This window comes from Ruegeria sp. CE8, assembly GCF_056537465.1.
Genome location: NZ_JBQFRP010000011.1, coordinates 61,091 through 77,551 on the forward strand (window position 1 = coordinate 61,091; position 16,461 = coordinate 77,551).

The 16,461-nt window shown below is 58.7% G+C and carries 16 protein-coding genes; 6 read left to right on the top strand and 10 right to left on the bottom strand.

The genetic code is table 11. The features are described from left to right. Positions 1–23: 23 nt before the first annotated feature. The 3 genes from ACR0AA_RS17060 to ACR0AA_RS17070 all read right to left on the bottom strand — a co-directional run bounded on the left by ACR0AA_RS17060 (position 24) and on the right by ACR0AA_RS17070 (position 2,660). Complete coding sequence (locus ACR0AA_RS17060) at positions 24–1,595, bottom strand: DUF427 domain-containing protein (RefSeq protein WP_480756490.1); 1,572 nt, start codon at positions 1,593–1,595, stop codon at positions 24–26. A 107-nt stretch (positions 1,596–1,702) separates the two neighbouring features. Next, complete coding sequence (locus ACR0AA_RS17065; RefSeq protein ID WP_480665124.1) at positions 1,703–2,404, bottom strand: winged helix-turn-helix domain-containing protein; 702 nt, start codon at positions 2,402–2,404, stop codon at positions 1,703–1,705. Further along, positions 2,376–2,660: a hypothetical protein gene (locus ACR0AA_RS17070; protein WP_480665125.1), complete on the bottom strand. Its 285-nt coding sequence runs from the start codon at positions 2,658–2,660 to the stop codon at positions 2,376–2,378. The genes ACR0AA_RS17065 and ACR0AA_RS17070 overlap by 29 nt, the downstream gene beginning before the upstream one ends. A 177-nt stretch (positions 2,661–2,837) precedes the next feature. On the opposite strand from ACR0AA_RS17070, the gene ACR0AA_RS17075 reads away from it, so the two are divergent. From ACR0AA_RS17075 to ACR0AA_RS17090, 4 genes are all read left to right on the top strand, one after another. Beyond that, a complete protein-coding gene (locus tag ACR0AA_RS17075) occupies positions 2,838–3,305 on the top strand; it encodes a hypothetical protein (protein ID WP_480756491.1) in 468 nt (155 codons plus the stop codon). A gap of 110 nt (positions 3,306–3,415) precedes the next feature. After that, positions 3,416–4,033, top strand: a complete 618-nt coding sequence (locus ACR0AA_RS17080) for a ribonuclease HII (protein ID WP_480756492.1) — start codon at positions 3,416–3,418, stop codon at positions 4,031–4,033. A 106-nt stretch (positions 4,034–4,139) separates the two neighbouring features. After that, positions 4,140–5,243, top strand: a complete 1,104-nt coding sequence (locus ACR0AA_RS17085; RefSeq protein WP_480665128.1) for a DNA methyltransferase — start codon at positions 4,140–4,142, stop codon at positions 5,241–5,243. A 143-nt stretch (positions 5,244–5,386) separates the two neighbouring features. Next, positions 5,387–6,769: an adenylate/guanylate cyclase domain-containing protein gene (locus ACR0AA_RS17090; RefSeq protein ID WP_480665129.1), complete on the top strand. Its 1,383-nt coding sequence runs from the start codon at positions 5,387–5,389 to the stop codon at positions 6,767–6,769. 84 nt (positions 6,770–6,853) lie between these two features. On the opposite strand, the gene ACR0AA_RS17095 is transcribed toward ACR0AA_RS17090, so the two are convergent. Both ACR0AA_RS17095 and mutY read right to left on the bottom strand, forming a co-directional pair. After that, positions 6,854–7,990 (bottom strand): alkane 1-monooxygenase, encoded by a 1,137-nt coding sequence (locus ACR0AA_RS17095; RefSeq protein ID WP_480665250.1) that lies wholly within the window; start codon positions 7,988–7,990, stop codon positions 6,854–6,856. A 59-nt stretch (positions 7,991–8,049) separates the two neighbouring features. After that, positions 8,050–9,105 (bottom strand): A/G-specific adenine glycosylase, encoded by a 1,056-nt coding sequence (gene mutY, locus ACR0AA_RS17100; protein WP_480665130.1) that lies wholly within the window; start codon positions 9,103–9,105, stop codon positions 8,050–8,052. A gap of 81 nt (positions 9,106–9,186) precedes the next feature. Between mutY and ACR0AA_RS17105 the strand changes: the two genes are divergently transcribed. Beyond that, complete coding sequence (locus ACR0AA_RS17105) at positions 9,187–9,693, top strand: DUF721 domain-containing protein (RefSeq protein ID WP_480665131.1); 507 nt, start codon at positions 9,187–9,189, stop codon at positions 9,691–9,693. A 14-nt stretch (positions 9,694–9,707) separates the two neighbouring features. Beyond that, positions 9,708–10,370 (top strand): DsbA family protein, encoded by a 663-nt coding sequence (locus ACR0AA_RS17110; RefSeq protein WP_480665132.1) that lies wholly within the window; start codon positions 9,708–9,710, stop codon positions 10,368–10,370. Between the two features lie 38 nt (positions 10,371–10,408). Here ACR0AA_RS17110 and lpxK read toward each other — a convergent pair whose 3' ends face one another. The 5 genes from lpxK to ACR0AA_RS17135 all read right to left on the bottom strand — a co-directional run bounded on the left by lpxK (position 10,409) and on the right by ACR0AA_RS17135 (position 16,461). Then, positions 10,409–11,407 carry a tetraacyldisaccharide 4'-kinase gene (lpxK, locus tag ACR0AA_RS17115; RefSeq protein WP_480665133.1) on the bottom strand — a complete coding sequence of 333 codons (999 nt, stop codon included), beginning with the start codon at positions 11,405–11,407 and terminating at the stop codon, positions 10,409–10,411. Continuing rightward, positions 11,394–12,629 carry a 3-deoxy-D-manno-octulosonic acid transferase gene (locus ACR0AA_RS17120; protein WP_480665134.1) on the bottom strand — a complete coding sequence of 412 codons (1,236 nt, stop codon included), beginning with the start codon at positions 12,627–12,629 and terminating at the stop codon, positions 11,394–11,396. The genes lpxK and ACR0AA_RS17120 overlap by 14 nt, the downstream gene beginning before the upstream one ends. Beyond that, positions 12,626–13,426: an inositol monophosphatase family protein gene (locus tag ACR0AA_RS17125; RefSeq protein WP_480665135.1), complete on the bottom strand. Its 801-nt coding sequence runs from the start codon at positions 13,424–13,426 to the stop codon at positions 12,626–12,628. Before ACR0AA_RS17125 ends, ACR0AA_RS17120 begins: the two co-directional genes overlap by 4 nt. Continuing rightward, on the bottom strand, positions 13,413–14,759 hold the full coding sequence (locus tag ACR0AA_RS17130; RefSeq protein WP_480756493.1) for a TldD/PmbA family protein: 1,347 nt from the start codon (positions 14,757–14,759) through the stop codon (positions 13,413–13,415). The genes ACR0AA_RS17125 and ACR0AA_RS17130 overlap by 14 nt, the downstream gene beginning before the upstream one ends. 178 nt (positions 14,760–14,937) lie before the next feature. Then, a complete protein-coding gene (locus ACR0AA_RS17135) occupies positions 14,938–16,461 on the bottom strand; it encodes a DUF2125 domain-containing protein (protein WP_480756494.1) in 1,524 nt (507 codons plus the stop codon).

Genomic DNA, 16,461 nt, shown 5'->3' on the forward strand with positions numbered 1-16,461 from the left:
AAAACACCGATGGATCGTGCGTGTCAGGCGTTCAAAACGGTGTCTGCCGAGGTCCTGAGAGCGTAGCATTCAACGGGTTGTGATACGTTGTGGAGCTTGACGTCCCCAAGCGGAAGAGCATTGGCGCACGCTGGCAAGATATCCGCAGAGACGACGATCCTTTGGTTCACCGTTTTACCGTATTCCCCCAAACGTGCGGCGATATTCGCGGCCTGTCCGATCACTGTAAAGTCCAGCCGTTCACGCGAGCCGACATTGCCGTAGGTCACGCGTCCGTAAGCGACACCGATCGAGCAATCGCAATGGGTGTCGGAACCTGATTGACGCAGTTCTCCAAGCTTTTCAACAATTTCAACCGCGGATCGTTGGGCGTTGCTGCGCGCAGAGATAGAGTCCTCGCCCGCAGGAAAAACGGCCAGAACAGCGTCACCGATGAATTTCAGAACTTCGCCCCCGTGATCATGCACGATGCCTGATACGGTTTCGAAAAAGTCGTTCAAAAGGTTGATATACGCCTCGCGTCCAAGCCGTTCTTCCAGGCTGGTCGAGTTGCGCAGATCGCAGAACATGATAGCGGCATCAATCTCATCGCCGTCACCGCGACGGATCTCACCGCCCAGCACACGCGCGCCCGAGCGTTTGCCTACATAGGTCTCTAGCAGCACCTGAGCGTTTTCACGCTGCATGAAGACCTCATAGAACCGGGCGATCACCAAAGAGCATTCGAACACCAGCCCAAGGTTTTCCGTGGTGAAGCCGTCCGGATGATCGCAGGTCAGGGTCAGGACATTGGTGCGCCCGTCCGAGAATCGCAGGGGCATGGCCACATAATCGGTCGCGCCTTTTGCCCGCAGATCCTCCATGATCGGAAAACTGTTTTGCGGATTTTCGGCGTTCAATCGCTGGCGCACACCGCCCAGCCCGTTGGACACATGTCGTAGGGGGCTGTTGATATAGGCCGGGTGATCGTGGATTTCATAAGTGGGAACATTGGTCGAGATTTCAGCCTCGCCCTTTTCCCAGATGTAGTGTTTTCCCGCGATCAACGGATGCAAGGACCAAGTCAGGATGCTGAGACGCTGAATGGCGATGCCATGTTCCAGCATTTTCTCGGCCAGTGCTTTGGTGAAGCCTTCTGGGGTATCGTTTTCGGACGCGCCCCGCATCAGCCAGTCGATCAGAGGGCCGCTGATATTGCCGTCATCGGGCTCTCGCAGGTGGTTATCGCCCAAATCGATCTTGGAATAGGCATTGGGCATGAACCCGATATGCCCCTGAATGGCAACGCTTTCGGGAAGGGCCTCTTCATAGGCCCAGACGGAATTGGCCAGCCGCTCACCGCCAAGGATGACGTCGTGATAGGTCGCAGTGCCCTTGAACGGGCAAAAGGTCTGCAATTCAGTCTCGTCGCTCAGATCAACATGCACGTCTTCGCGCGGGATGTAGATCGTCGGCGGAAGACGCGTTTCATACATGACCTTGGCGTTATGGCTTGCGGCCAAAAGGGTCTCATCCCGGTAAATCGCGATCCGACCGTTCAGCCGTTCAACTGAGATCCCATAGCCTTTTGTTCTTGGTGTGGCGTGGACGTTCATCATCAACCTCCCTGGCACGGGTCTCTATAGGATGGGCCCTGGGACGGGATTTTCCAAGAGGGGGTCTCGGCATTTTTACCGCACGATAGCTGTGCGGTAAGGTCGGTTCAGACCATCTGGATCACGTCTTTTTCGATGGACAGCATATAGCCTTTCTTGGCGATGTTCTTGACCAGCAACTCGCTTACCATCTGATTGCCCAAAGCATCGCGCAGCCGTTTGATCCGTGTGGCACCGGCGGCCTCGTCACAATCAGCAGCGTCCTTGCCGGAAATCACCCCTTCGATCTGGGCGCCAGACAGCACTTCGTCATCCAACCGGGATTCCGCCAGCACAGACAGGGTTTCCATGGCCGCCGGGGTCAGCTTGAAATCCATGTTGTTCAGGTAAACGGTGTTCTCCTCGCGGCTGATCAGCAGGGATGTCACCTGAATACCAGTGCGTTCGATCTGGGCCATCCGGCGGTTCAACATCACCAGCATTACCAGAAACACCAGCGCCGTTACCAGCATGGCGCTGGCAAAGACCAACAGCACGAAAATCACCATGCGATAGCTGGACAGAGTGTCGGCAAAGGCGGTGCCGGATTGAGCCAGAATCTCCAACAACCGGATTTCGGTCTGTGAGGTCAGGTCGCTTTCGACAAACAGCCGCTCCACGCGCGCATTGAAGGCGTTGGCGTCCGGCAGGGTCCAGAACAGGAAAACGGCGGCTGTGACAAGAATCAGGATGATCGCCGCAATGCCCGCACCAACCAGTCTTGATCCTGACCGTCTGGCTTCAGTAACGGAGATAGAATTGTCCGGCATTGGCCTTCCTTTTTTCCAATCCTTCCGGCCCAAAGACGGACATCACATTCAACAAGGTCCAGCCCGACGCCTTGAGGCGTTGCGAGACCTCTTGTTGGGCCTGGCCTTTGTCACAGGCCGAAACCTGCATCACACCGTAGTGTAGCCGCAGAGGGTTGTCCTGCTTGGCCTTGTAATCCGCATAGCACTCGGCCGACGCGGCGGTTCCAAGCGATATCAGGGCCGCAACGGCCAGAGAAGAGAGGATCGGTTTCATAGGCCGCATCCTGCGCATGGCTTGGCCCGATATTCAATAACCTAAGGGGTTTGAGGCGCGTGATATCCGATAACAACCGCCCGTTATTGCTTGTCTGAGGAGGGTGGACCCAGTTTCGGGGCATCAAGTTTGCGGTCTGCCCCGGATCGCCCCGAAACATCAGGAAGGACACGCACCATGCACCGCAAGTTCATCGCATTAATCGTAGCCACTGCAATTACCATCACGGGCGTCTCGGTCTCGCAGGCGCGGGCGGCGGATGCCAAGGATATCCTTGGGGGGCTTGCCGCCATCGCGATCATTGGCGCCGGGGTTCATTACTATAATCAGGAAAAGCGCAAGAACCGGACGACGCGGCAACAGACCTACACGCCGCAGCCGTATGTGGCCCAGCCCAGTTACCCAGTGCGCCCCCTGCCGCAACACGTTGCGCGGTACGACCTGCCACAGCAATGTCTGCGCACCTATAACGCCTATTCAAACAACCATCCGCTTCTGGCACCGAGCTGCCTCAAGAAGCACTACCAACATGCCAATAGCCTGCCGCAAGAGTGCAAGGTCGGTTTCTGGAATGGCAAAAAGGTGAAGCGGGCATACGAACCCGCATGCCTGCGCCAGCAAGGATACCGCGTCGTTTACAAGTAATCACTTTCGAGCAGGAGCGGTGCCACAGAAGCACCGTGCAGGAGAGGGTGGCGCAAGCCGCCCTCTCTTTTTGTCTTGCGATGGGGCGCGAAACGCGGTTTTCGGTGGGTATGACAAACCCTGATTATTCAATTGAACAGGCGGCAGTCGCGCAAGGATATCTGCGTATTGCTGGTGTGGATGAGGTTGGCCGCGGGCCTTTGGCCGGGCCGGTGGTCGCAGCGGCCGTGATTCTGAACCCCGAAGATATTCCCGAGGGGTTGAACGATTCCAAGAAGCTGACGGCCAAACGGCGTGTTGCAATGGACGCTGCTGTGCGCGACCGGGCCGAGTTCGCCATAGCCGAGGCTACGGTTGCCGAGATTGACGAACACAACATCTTGCGGGCCTCGCATCTGGCGATGGAGCGCGCGGTTGCGGCGCTGGACCCGCCGCCGGACTATTTGCTGATCGACGGAAATATGATCCCGCGGGGTCTGACGATCCCAGCGCAGGCGGTCGTCAAAGGCGATGCGCATTCGGTGTCGATTGCGGCAGCTTCGATCATCGCCAAAAACTGGCGCGATCAACTGATGGTGGATTTGGCGCAACAGCATCCCGGCTATGGATGGGAAAAGAATGCAGGCTATCCGTCAAAACAACACAGAGAAGCACTGCAAAATCTCGGCGTGACCCCACATCATAGGCGTTCGTTCAAACCGGTACACAATATCTTGTATCAAGAGTAAATCGTAAGCTGCTGATTCAAAAAAGAAATTGACGGCGAATCGACTTTGACTCATCCTTGTCTCAACCAAATGAGCGCAAAAGCGCCGTGGAACTTGAGGCAGAGATATGACAACGACCAAGACAAAGGGCGCAACCGCGCTCCCTTTAAACACGATTCTATCTGGCGACTGCATCGACGTGATGAACAGTCTGCCTGCGGAGTCGGTTGACCTGATTTTCGCGGATCCGCCCTATAACCTGCAGCTCAAAGGCCAGTTGCACCGCCCGGACAACAGCCAGGTGGATGCGGTCGACGATCACTGGGATCAGTTCTCGAGCTTTGGCGTCTATGACCAGTTCACCCGTGAATGGCTGAAGGCCGCGCATCGTCTGCTCAAGCCGAATGGCGCGATTTGGGTGATTGGGTCTTACCACAACATTTTCCGCGTTGGTTCGGCTCTGCAGGACGCCGGGTACTGGATTCTGAATGACGTCGTGTGGCGTAAATCGAACCCGATGCCGAATTTCCGAGGCAAGCGGTTTACCAACGCGCATGAGACAATGATCTGGGCGTCTAAGCGTGAAGGTGCCAAGTACACGTTCAACTACGAAGCTCTGAAGGCGCTGAACGAAGGCGTACAGATGCGTAGCGATTGGGTGCTGCCGATCTGCACCGGCCATGAACGCCTCAAGGATGAAAACGGCGACAAGGCTCATCCAACGCAAAAGCCGGAATCGCTGCTGCACCGTGTCCTGATCGGCTCGACCAATCCGGGCGACGTCGTGCTGGACCCGTTCTTTGGCACAGGTACAACCGGTGCCGTTGCCAAGATGCTGGGCCGCGAGTTCATCGGGATCGAGCGTGAGGAAAGCTATCGCAAGGTCGCCGAGAAGCGCATCTCGAAGGTGCGCAAATTCGACCGCGAAGCGCTGGAAGTCAGCGCCAGCAAACGCGCTGAGCCGCGTGTGCCCTTTGGCCAGTTGGTCGAACGCGGCATGCTGCGCCCGGGCGAGGAGCTTTATTCCATGAACCAGCGCCACAAGGCCAAGGTCCGTGCGGATGGCACGCTGGTTGGGCAAAACGTCAAAGGTTCGATCCATCAGGTCGGCGCGCACTTGGAAAACGCACCGTCCTGCAATGGCTGGACCTACTGGTGCTTCAAGCGCGACGGCAAGACGGTTCCGATCGACGTTCTACGCCAGCAGATCCGGGCAGAGATGCACAACTGATTTACGAACACCGCCGGTGCCTGTGGCCTGACACAAGGCACTAAGCCTTGCCCCGCCGATCACGGCGGGGTCTTTTGTTTTGTTGCCCTCTCAGCGTCGATATGAGATTTCTTGCCCTGCTGCGCACGGAAGGAGCCTCGGCCATGTCGGAAACCACAGCCAGCGAATCCCGTCTTGAACGGTTCTCGATCACCAAGCCGGATGTGTACGATCTGGAAAACAAGTACACCGAGGCTGCGCTGGAACGGCACAAGCGCGAAGGGCTGGAGCTGGCCGTCCGCGCGCGCTGGATCGCGATGGGCCTGACCGGCATTCTGCTGGTCTTCCTGAATCCGCAATGGGAGGTGTTGTGGTATCACTTCATCCTGCTGCTCATCTGCGCAAATGGCTGGCTGATCCGGCGCGCAGGCAGGGTCGGGCAGTCGCGGGTCGAGTTGTTGCTGATCTTCGTTGATTTGCTGATCATGACGCTGGGGATGATCGTACCAAACCCATTTAGCGATGATGTCCGACCGCTGGCCATGCAATACCGGTTCGACAACTTCCAGTATTTCTTCATCATTCTGGCCGCAGGCACCTTGGCCTATTCATGGCGCACGGTTGTAGCCATCGGATCATGGACATTGATGATGTGGACCGCAGGCTGGGTGATCGCCTGGTGGGTTGCAACCCCAATCCCCGGCATCAGCGAACGTGTAGCCGAGGCGCTGACCGGGTATCCGGATGTTGCCGAATGGCTGGACCCCAACAGCTTTATGCCCGAGCTGCGCATTCAGCAGGTCATCGTTTTCATGATGGTTGCGGTCACGCTTGGCATCTCAATGCGACGTCTTAACCGGCTCTTGATGACCAATGCGGGGCTGGAGAGAGAACGCGCAAACCTGTCGCGGTATTTCTCGCCCAATGTTGTCGATGAGCTGAGCCAGAATGACGAGCCCCTCAAGCAAATCCGCAAGGAAAACATAGCCGTTCTGTTCATCGACATTGTTGGCTTCACCAAATTTGCCGCTGGTCGCGATCCTTACGAAGTGATTGAGGTGCTGCGCGGTTTTCATGCGCGCATGGAGTCCGAGGTGTTTCGGCATCACGGAACGCTGGACAAATACCTTGGCGACGGGCTGATGGCCACGTTTGGGACCCCGGTGCCGACACCATTGGATGCGAGCAACGCAGTGGCCTGCGCGCGCGACATGGTGGGCGTGATTGACCGTTGGAATCTGGAACGGCGACGCGCCGGCGAGCCCGAGATACATGTCGGGATCGGCGTCCACTACGGCTCGGTGGTATTGGGAGATATCGGGGCGAACCGGTTGGAATTTGCAGTCATCGGGGATGCAGTGAATGTATCGGCCAAGCTGGAGGCAATGACACGCGAGCTTGGCGCGCGCGTGGTGTTGAGCGATGCGGTTCGTACGCAGGTGATGCAGGAAGGCGATAACGTCGCGGAATTGACGGCAGAGTTTGCCAAACACGAAAATCAAGTGGTTCGGGGTGTCGAAAACAGGATGGATGTTTGGGTGAAATAGAGCAGAACTCTCCCGCCGGTCTGTGTCGCATCAAAGATGCGATCCATCCCTTTGGGCCGGGCAGCGCGTTGGCACGCGCTGCGGTCAGGAACGGGGCAGAGGGTTTAGCGACTTGTTGTAGGGCTTCCAGTCGGTGACTTCGGGGTAATATTGGCGCCGCCATGCCCGAACTTTGGGGTTCATGACGCGACGCCACAGTGGTGGGATCATCGCCGCGACGGTCATCACGGGGTAGCCGTAAGGCAGTTGGGGGGCCGCGTCCTCTGAGTGGTGTTGCAGCAATGGAAAGCGCCTGTTGGGTTTGTAGTGGTGGTCGGAATGCCGTTGCAGATTGATGAGCAGCCAGTTTGATGCCCGCTGCGAGGCGTTCCAGGAATGGCGCGGCTGGACGTGCTCGTAATTGCCTTCACCCAAGTGTTTGCGGGTCAGGCCATAATGTTCGACGTAATTCACGAGCTCCAGCTGCCAAATGGCGACACCGGCCTGGACCAGAAACAGAGCAACGCCCGGCCAACCTCCAACAACAAACGCCAGCGCAAGCATGCCCGCCTGCAGCGCCCAATAGCGCCAGAATGGGTTTGCCGGGTCGGTCCACGGACGCCGTTTGCGCGCAAGCTTGTCCCGTTCTGCCTGGAAGGCGGACACCAGGCATTGCCACAAGACACGAGGGTAGAACCGGTGGAAACCCTCGTTGTAGCGCGCGGTGACCGGATCACGCGGAGTGCCGACATAACGGTGATGAACCAGCAGATGTTCGGACCGAAAATGGGAATACAGCACCATCGCCAACAGGATATCACCCAACCACCGCTCGAACCGACCCTTCTGGTGCATCAGTTCATGGCTGTAATTGATCCCGATCGTGCCGGAAATCACACCCATTCCAAAGAACAGGCCGACCTTGGACAGTGTCGACAGGTGATCCGTGTGGGTTGCGTACCAAATCAGACCGTACAAAGTCAGAAATTGAACGGGAACCCAGGCCTTTGTCAGCAGGATGTACCATCTCAGCGTGCCATCCGATGTGTCCGGGTCGGCGTTGTCCAAATTCAGGCCGGTCAGCCGATCCAGGGCGGCAAAGGCCCACCAGGTTGACATGGGCACCAGCAACACCCACCAGCCACCGGCAAATGCGGTGGACCAGATCACGGGGACCAGCAGGAAAGACACCCAGAACGGCGACGCCGATTGCCAACGAGAGAGATTGTCTGATGCGATCATCATTTGGCTCCGATCAACTGCGCGCAGACTAGCCCCACAACGCTATGGCGTACAATGGGTTACGTCGAGCGCCAGAGGTCATAGGCCTTGCGCATGACAGTCGGCAGGTCACTTGGGCGGAATGCGTGTTTTTCCATGACGATCAGGTCGTCACGGTCCGTTTGACACGAAAGGGGGGCGGTCCAGATGCGTAGAATCAGGTGGAAATGGGTAAACGTGTGGCGAACCTCGCCCGGCAGCATCTGCCAGTTCGCCGGAAACGGGGGGAACTCAACCGGAGCCTCGGACCATTCTGACCCTGGCCAGCCCAACATGCCGCCCAGCAACCCTTTGTCCGGGCGGCGTTCCAGCAGCAAAGCTCCATCAATGCGCCGTGCGATATACACATGTCCAAATCGGGTAGGTTTTGGCTTTTTAGGCGTCTTGCGCGGCAGATCGGCCTGCGTTCCGGCCACCCGCGATGCGCAGGGATCCCGTACGGGGCAGATACCGCAGGCCGGGGATTTGGGGGTGCAGATCGTGGCACCCAGATCCATCACCGCTTGCGCGTAGTCACCCGGGCGCGTGGCCGGCGTCAGATTGGCGGCAAGGTCCTTGAGTTGCGGTTTCGACCCCGGCAGCGGGAGGTGGATGTCGTAAAGGCGGGCCATGACCCGTTCGACATTGCCGTCCAACACCGTTTCACAGCGATCAAATGCTATGGCTGAAATCGCGGCCGCCGTGTAGGGGCCGATACCCGGCAATTTCAAAAGCGCGTCATAGGTGTCGGGGAACTTTCCACCATGCTCATCCGCCACGACTCGGGCGCATTTCAGCAGGTTTCGCGCACGGGCGTAGTATCCCAGTCCGGCCCATTCGCCCATCACCTGATCATCCGGGGCAGCGGCCAGCGCCTCGACCGTCGGCCAGCGGGTTGTGAAGCGCAGAAAATAGTCGCGAACGGCGGCAACGGTGGTCTGCTGCAGCATAACTTCGGACAACCAGATGCGATAAGGGTCGGGTAGCACGCCCGCCGCCCGGTCCGCCGGACCTACGCGCCAAGGCATTGTGCGGGCATGGCGGTCGTACCAATCCAGCAACGCGCCGCTCACGTCAAAATCACCGGTGTCACGCAAGTTTTATCTATCTCCTTGTCGGGTTTCGCTGGCGCCCGTTTGTATGCCCTTTACAATAGCGGTGCAGAAGTTGGAAACCAGATGCAGCGCAGACGTTCTTCGACCCGCGGGTTCAAACGCACCGCGACATTGCTGAACGACCAGATTCGGCGCGCCGGGGAAAGCCGGGGTTTTGCCGTATCCCGCCTGTTGACCCATTGGGCCGAGATCGTGGGTCAGGATATGGCCGCCATCGCGAGGCCAGTGAATGTGGGTTACGGCAAGGGTGGAATCGGTGCGACGCTGACCGTTCTGACCACAGGCCCGCAAGCCCCAATGCTGGAAATGCAAAAGGAACAACTGCGCGGAAAGGTGAATGCGGTTTATGGCTATAACGCCATCAGCCGGGTGCGCATCACCCAGACCGCTCCAACAGGATTTGCCGAGGGGCAGGCCAGTTTCGACCACAAGCCGAAGCAAGCGAAACCCAAGATCGAACCTGAAATAGCAGCCGAGGCGGATCGGACGGCGCAGGGGGTTCACGATGGTGACCTGCGCGCAGCCCTTGAACGTCTGGGCCGTAACGTTTTATCCAAGCAAAAACGCTGAGAAAGGGCTGAGAAATGAGCCGTATTGCAACTGGAATTTGTGCGGCTGTCGCCGTGGCCGCTGGCGGCTATTGGCTGTCGCTGTCGAATTCCAACCCCGCCTATCCGCTGATCAGCAGCGCCGAGGCGCAAGAGGCCGATCTGGACACCTCGACCATCGTCGAAATGACGTTGGGTGCCGAAGACGCGCCGGTTGAGATTATCGAGTATGCTTCTTACACCTGCCCGCATTGTGCGAATTTCCACAACGGCGCGTTTAAAGAGCTCAAAAAAGACTTTATCGACACCGGCAAGGTGAAGTTCATCTACCGCGAGGTTTACTTTGACCGCTATGGCTTGTGGGCTTCGATGGTTGCACGCTGCGGCGGGCCCGAGAAGTTCTTTGGCATCTCGGACCTGATCTATGAAGGTCAGTCCGAATGGACCAAGGCCGGTGGCCCGGCCGAGATCGTCGACGAGCTTCGCAAGATCGGCCGTCTGGCCGGTATCGACAATGATCAGCTTGAAGCCTGCCTGCAGGACGGAACCCGGGCGCAGACGCTTGTGGCGTGGTACCAGGACAACGCCGAACGTGACGGCGTTCAGGCGACGCCTTCCTTCGTTGTGAATGGCAAGAAGGTCGACAACCAGTCCTACGATGACTTCAAGAAACTGATCGAAGACGAACTTGGCAGCTAAGCGCTTTCGCGACCGGCTCGATCAGGGCCGGTCGCTTTTCAGGGCGACGGGGCGATCTGCATCAGCATATCCCGGACCTTGTCGGCCTCATCTACTTTCAGACGAACAGGCAGGGTGATGACCTTGCTGCGAAACGCGGCGGGCAGACGCACGGCGTCTTTTTCCGTCGTCACCATCTGTGCACCCAACAGCCGCGCCTCATTTTCAAGCCGTGTCATCAGCGCAGGTGTCAGGGGCTGGTGATCGTCCAATGCCTCGGCCCGCAGCAACGTGGCACCTTGCTGGCGCAGAGTGTCGAAAAACTTCTTGGGATGGCCAATGCCCGCAAAGGCCAGAACGGGCGTATCGCTCCAATCCATGCCGGTTTGCAGCGGTTCAACAGCACCGGTTGCGTGAGGTACGGTCAGGTTCTGTTCCCAACGTTCAGCGAATTCCGCCTGAGCATTGGCATCGCCAAGCGACAGGACAAGATCGGCGCGTTGCAGTCCGACATCGACCGGTTCCCGTAACGGTCCGGCTGGCAGACATAGGCCATTCCCGAACCCGCGAGCCGCATCCACAACGATGATTGAGAAATCCTTGGCCACCGAGGGGTTCTGAAACCCGTCATCCAGCACAATTACCGAGGCTCCGGCATCCGCCGCCGCCTTTGCCCCGGCCGCACGGTCTTTGGCGACCCAGACATCAGCAAATGCTGCCAGCAAAAGCGGCTCATCTCCGACCTGCGCAGCCGTATGTTTGCCGGGATCCACACGGACCGGCCCTTCCAGTGAACCGCCGTGGCCACGTGTCACGACATGTGTTTCATGCCAGGCGTCGCGCAGCTGCTCGATCATCCAGATCACGGTTGGAGTTTTCCCGGTGCCGCCCGCATTGAGGTTGCCAACGCAGATGACCGGAACGCCGGGGTTCATTCCGGGGTCTGACGCGACCCGGCGGGCCGTTGCCCCAGCATAGAGACGTCCCAAAGGCGCCAGCATCCGGGCACGCAGATCCAACTGATCCGGTGATGTATTCCAGAAATCAGGTGCCCTCATCGTCTGCACTCCGCTGATCCAGATAATCTTGCACCATGTCGATCAGATTGTCCGCTTGTGGCGCTCCCTCGGTTACGATTTGCCACCCGGCCAGCGCCATGTTGGCGGCCTGATCTGGTGCCAAAAGCTCGACAACCGCATCGCCAAGCTCGGTCGCGGTTCTGACTGTGCATGCTGCGCCTGCCCGGTCCAGCTGATCGTATAACTGCTGATGGCTGTGCACAAACGGGCCGTGGATCACGGCAGACCCAAGCGCTGTTGCGATTAGCGGGTCCTGCCCGCCTGCGCCGCGCTCCAGAGAACTGCCCATGAAGGTGACCGGGGACACCCTTTGCCACAGACCCAGATCCTCGGGCACGGCGGACAGGATTACCTGTGTCATATCCTCGACCACACCGGTTTCGTCCCAGTTGGTGCAGCGCAGGTCCATGGCTTCGAGCCGCCGGTGCAGCGGCCCGGCCTCTGTGATGTCCGCCACATGCAGCACCAACGCCAGCCGGGGCAACATCCGCATGGCCTGCCTGTGGGCGCTAAGAACCGAGATGAATTCTTTGTCCTGCACCCATGCCGCCAGCCAGACGGGGCGGCCGGACAGCGCATGGTTCACTTCAATCAGTTCGTCTTCGGGCCAGGGTCGCGGATTCGGACTGAAATGAAGTGGTGGCGCTTCTTTGACCTTGGTCGAAGAGATGCCGAGCCGGCGGATTTGCCGGGCGGATTCAGGCGTGGTGCACAAAATCGTTCGGAAACAGTCAATCGTATATCGGGTGATATCCGGCAACCAGCGCCCACCTCGCGCGACTTTCACGTCGGCTTCAGCCTCGATCAGGATCAGGGGGATGCCGCGTTCATCGGCGCGCGTGATCACGTTTGGCATCAACCCACCGCCAACCCAAATTCCGAGGTTTGGCCGCCAGTGATCCAGAAAGGCGCGGGCAGCCCCGGTATGTTCGGACGGCAGATTGACAAGGGGATAGCCGCAACTTGCCCACCGCCTCAGATCGGCGTCAGGAGGAACCGTCAGAACCACGGATAAGTTGGGTCGCACTTGCTGCAGCCGTTGGCAAAAATCGATAGTGGCGCGGTGACGTTCGCGCGCGTTTATGTGAAGCCATAAAACCTCGCCATCAGGTCGCGGGATATCGCGCTGGTTTGCGGCATTCTGCATACCCCAGGACAGCACGCGATAGGCGGCAAGGCTTAATGAGCGTGGCTTGCTCATGGTGCGATTCCAGGGCTTTCCGGTTCAAGTTGTTTGGACAGTAGACCATAAACACCTGAACCTGCAGCGATCACCCCGTTCAGGCGTGGGTGCGCATTGTTGAACCGCAGGGGCTCGCGCTGCCGGTCCGAACATACGCCGTGCGCCTCGCGGATAATCAGATCGCCTGCCGCGATGTCCCATTCCCAACTGGGTCTGAGCGTCATCATCCCATCAAACCGGCCCTGCGCGACGAGGGCCATGCGATAGGCCAGCGACGGCCGGTAATTCCGTTTGAAGTCCGGGACCTGTCCCTGACGCCAGTGGCGGGGTTGCAAATTCGGTTTCGCGGCCAGAACTTCGGCGCTTTCCAGATCACTGCGTTCGGTCACTCTGATCGGGTCGTTGTTGAGCGTCGCGCCCTGACCTTTGGCCGCTGTGTAAAGCAGGTTTCGCAACGGCAGGTAAATCACCGCCGCTGTTACCTCGCCCCGCTCGGCGATCGCCAGAGAATGCGCCCAGGTTTTTGACCCTTCGGCAAAGCTGCGGGTTCCGTCAATCGGGTCGATGATGAACACGCGATCCTTAGACAGCCTGTCCGCCGAATCCTCGGTTTCTTCGCTAAGCCAGCCATAGCCCGGTCGTGCAGCGGGCAGGCGTTGTTCCAACATCGCGTTCACGGCCAGGTCGGCCTCGGTCACCGGGCCTGCACCATCGGGTTTGTCCCAGCGTTGCGCTGTGCTGCCCGAATACCGTGTGGCGATCTTGCCGGCCTCTAATGCGGCGTCAATCAGCAGTTGCAGGTCAGTTGCCGGCAAGTGTCATTCCTTCGATCAGCACCGAGGGGACCACGCGAGACAGGTACGCGCGCGCATCATTTGCAGGGATGATCCGTTTCAGCATGTCGCGCAGGTTGCCTGCAATTGTGCATTCATTGACCGGGTGGGTGATTTCACCGTTCTCAACCCAAAAGCCCGATGCTCCGCGCGAGTAATCGCCAGTGTTCGGGTTGATCGTCGATCCGATCATCGAGGTAACCAGCAGCCCCGTTCCCATATCGCGCAGCAGATCGGCCCTGCTATGGTCGCCCTGGGTCAGGCTCAGATTCCAGTTGCTGGGCGAAGGAGGACCGGACACGCCGCGTGCCGCGTTGCCTGTAGAAGTCATGCCCAGCTTGCGTGCGCTCGATAAATCCAGGGTCCAGCCGGTCAGGACGCCGTTTTCAACAATCGCTCTGCGCCGCGTTGGCAAACCTTCCGCGTCAAAGGGACGGGAGCCCGAAATGCGCGGGCGATGCGGGTCTTCGATCAGCGACAGGTGCTCAGGCAGAACCTGCTCTCCCAGACTATCCTTCAGCCATGATGCGCCACGGGCAATGGCTGCGCCGTTGCTGGCCGCCAGAAGGTGGCCGATCAGCGATGATGAAATGCGTTCGTCAAACAGAACGGGGAAAGTGCCCGTCGCGGGCTTTCGCGCCCCGACTATCGCCACGGCGCGTTCGCCTGCGGTGCGGCCAATCTCTTCAGGGCTACGCAGGTCGCTTTGGAAGGTACGGCTGTCGCCGTCATAGTCGCGTTCCATCCCCGTGCCTTCGCCCGAGATGGCGACGCAGGACGTCGAGCGGCTACTGCGGGAATATCCTCCGGAAAAGCCATTCGTGGCCGCCAAATGCACGCGATGCGTTCCGTACGCAGCCGCGGCGTCGGACACTTGCGACACGCCTTTAACGGCCAGAGCGGCGGCTTCGGCGGCCAGTGCATCCGACAACAGTATTTCTGCCGAAGGTTCGGGCGTCGGATCGAATTGCTCCAGCGCTTCGATGTCCCAGTCCTTTGCCAGCTGGTCAGGTGCGGCAAGGCCAGTAAACGGGTCCTCCGGCGCTTCAGCAGCCATGGCAACCGCGCGTTCAGCCATAGCCTTCAGCGTTTCAGGGCGACTGTCAGAGCTTGAAACGATCGCCTGTCGCTTTCCGAGAAACACCCGCAACCCCAGATCCGTACCTTCGGATCGTTCCGCATGTTCCAGCGCCCCGCCGCGTACTTCAACCGAAACCGAAGAGCCATCCAGCACGATGGCATCCGCCGCTTCGGCGCCCGCTTTGCGGGCCGCGTCCAGCAGGTTCTGGCTGATTTCTTCAGGTGTGCGGGTCATGAGGCCTCCGGTCTTTGTGCCTTGGACCTAGCCTTGGACCGCTGGTCTCGCAAGGCCTGCGGCTATTTTAGGTTGAGCAAATTGTGTTGAGTTGTCGGTTGGCACTGTTGGTTCCGTGCCGTGTTTCGTCATTTCGGACGAGAGTTGGGGAAGGCGGTGAGACCGCCTTCCCAATTGATTACTTGATGCGCTGGCCGTTCGCCAGAATCTGGCCGTCACCAGTGAATTCGATTTCCGAATTAAGCGTGTCGGGCTCTTCGCCCGGTACCGCCATCAGGCCCATCATCATCCGGGCGCCCATCGCGTCGCTGTCTGAGACCAGCCCCATCCCGATCAGCTTGTCGATCAACGCGTTGGCACCCACCAGTTTCAACTTTGCAATGCCGGTAGGTGTGGGCATGCCATCAAACTCTTCGGTGTTGGAGTTGTCGAAGGTGAAGTCACCCTCGCCCGTCAGCTTGGCCCCGACCAGCGAAATCAGCAATTCGTTGATCTTCAGAGAGTGCAGCTCGCCCGGTACTTCGTCGGAAAACTCCAGATCTTCGGCAACGGTGGGATCGAAGAAGTTCATCAGCACCTTGGCGGTTCCCGTGGTGTCCAGCGATATTGTTGCCGGATCACGCGGCAAGGCTCCTGCCGGGTCGAACATGCTCCACAGTACATCCGACATGGTGAAGTCGGTCAGGTTCATCGCGAAGCCAAATGGCTGGATTTCCTCGGATTCCTGAACCGGAATTTCGAATTTGAAACCGGCGTTTTCCATAGCGATTTCGATCGGGAAGGGCAGTTCAGCCGTTGTCACCGCAACTTTCGAGCTGTTCTGTTCGACGTCGTAGGCCAGGCGCTGGGCGTCGATGCTGGCGCCGAACTTACCGCCCTGGGATTCGCTGCCCACCGAAAAGGCCTCTCCTTCGCTGGTTCCCGCAATCGCGGTCTGTCCCGAGCCATAGGTAAAAAGGCCGGAGAACGAAAAACCGTCGGAATAGAGAGCCTCTGGGTTCGAGAAATCGAAATTCGCGGGGATGACGTTGGTGCCCTCAAAGGTCAACTGGCTCATGGAGCCGTCGATCTTGCCCGTGTCCTCGTTTTCTGGGTCGGCGAACGCGAGGTCGTAGGTCAGGCCACCGGCGGTGAATTTCTGGTCGATATCGCGGTTCTCGCCGATCTTCATCCGCGAGCTGCCGGCCAGATTGGTCATAGCCACATTCACGGCCAGAACGTCCTCGGGCATCGCTTCGCCATCGACATTCAGCCCGTCCAGCTTGATGCCAATGCTATCGGCGGAATAGTCATAGGTCATCTCGTCCGGATCACCCGAAACGACCATGTTCAGACCGGTTTGGGAATAGTCGATTTCGAGGGAAAACTCGTCACCGTCTCCCTCACCAGACATGGTCAGAGGGAAATTGTCGGGAAATCCAATGTTGACCGTGCCATCGCCATTTTCGGTCAAGGTCATTTCGGGAACAACCATACGGAAAGTCACATCTTCTTCCGGCAGATCCATCGAAACGGTCATATCGGCAATCGTCGTGACATTCCCGGCGACGGTTTCTTCGCCCGCGACGGTATAGCCCATCTGGTTCAGGTAGGCTTTCCAGTCATTCCAGACGTCCTGAGAAGTAAGATCGGCAAGTGCACCCTGCGTGACAACGGCATAAGCCAAAACTGCGCCACAGCTGCGGCGGAGGAAAACGGACAT

Excerpts from the sequence above, each read along its gene's own strand:
- ACR0AA_RS17060 (WP_480756490.1), bottom strand. The coding sequence starts at position 1,595 with ATGAACGTCCACGCCACACCAAGAACAAAAGGCTATGGGATCTCAGTT.
- ACR0AA_RS17065 (WP_480665124.1), bottom strand. The coding sequence starts at position 2,404 with ATGCCGGACAATTCTATCTCCGTTACTGAAGCCAGACGGTCAGGATCA.
- ACR0AA_RS17070 (WP_480665125.1), bottom strand. The coding sequence starts at position 2,660 with ATGAAACCGATCCTCTCTTCTCTGGCCGTTGCGGCCCTGATATCGCTT.
- ACR0AA_RS17075 (WP_480756491.1), top strand. The coding sequence starts at position 2,838 with ATGCACCGCAAGTTCATCGCATTAATCGTAGCCACTGCAATTACCATC.
- ACR0AA_RS17080 (WP_480756492.1), top strand. The coding sequence starts at position 3,416 with ATGACAAACCCTGATTATTCAATTGAACAGGCGGCAGTCGCGCAAGGA.
- ACR0AA_RS17085 (WP_480665128.1), top strand. The coding sequence starts at position 4,140 with ATGACAACGACCAAGACAAAGGGCGCAACCGCGCTCCCTTTAAACACG.
- ACR0AA_RS17090 (WP_480665129.1), top strand. The coding sequence starts at position 5,387 with ATGTCGGAAACCACAGCCAGCGAATCCCGTCTTGAACGGTTCTCGATC.
- ACR0AA_RS17095 (WP_480665250.1), bottom strand. The coding sequence starts at position 7,990 with ATGATCGCATCAGACAATCTCTCTCGTTGGCAATCGGCGTCGCCGTTC.
- ACR0AA_RS17105 (WP_480665131.1), top strand. The coding sequence starts at position 9,187 with ATGCAGCGCAGACGTTCTTCGACCCGCGGGTTCAAACGCACCGCGACA.
- ACR0AA_RS17110 (WP_480665132.1), top strand. The coding sequence starts at position 9,708 with ATGAGCCGTATTGCAACTGGAATTTGTGCGGCTGTCGCCGTGGCCGCT.
- lpxK (WP_480665133.1), bottom strand. The coding sequence starts at position 11,407 with ATGAGGGCACCTGATTTCTGGAATACATCACCGGATCAGTTGGATCTG.
- ACR0AA_RS17120 (WP_480665134.1), bottom strand. The coding sequence starts at position 12,629 with ATGAGCAAGCCACGCTCATTAAGCCTTGCCGCCTATCGCGTGCTGTCC.
- ACR0AA_RS17130 (WP_480756493.1), bottom strand. The coding sequence starts at position 14,759 with ATGACCCGCACACCTGAAGAAATCAGCCAGAACCTGCTGGACGCGGCC.
- ACR0AA_RS17135 (WP_480756494.1), bottom strand. The coding sequence starts at position 16,461 with ATGTCCGTTTTCCTCCGCCGCAGCTGTGGCGCAGTTTTGGCTTATGCC.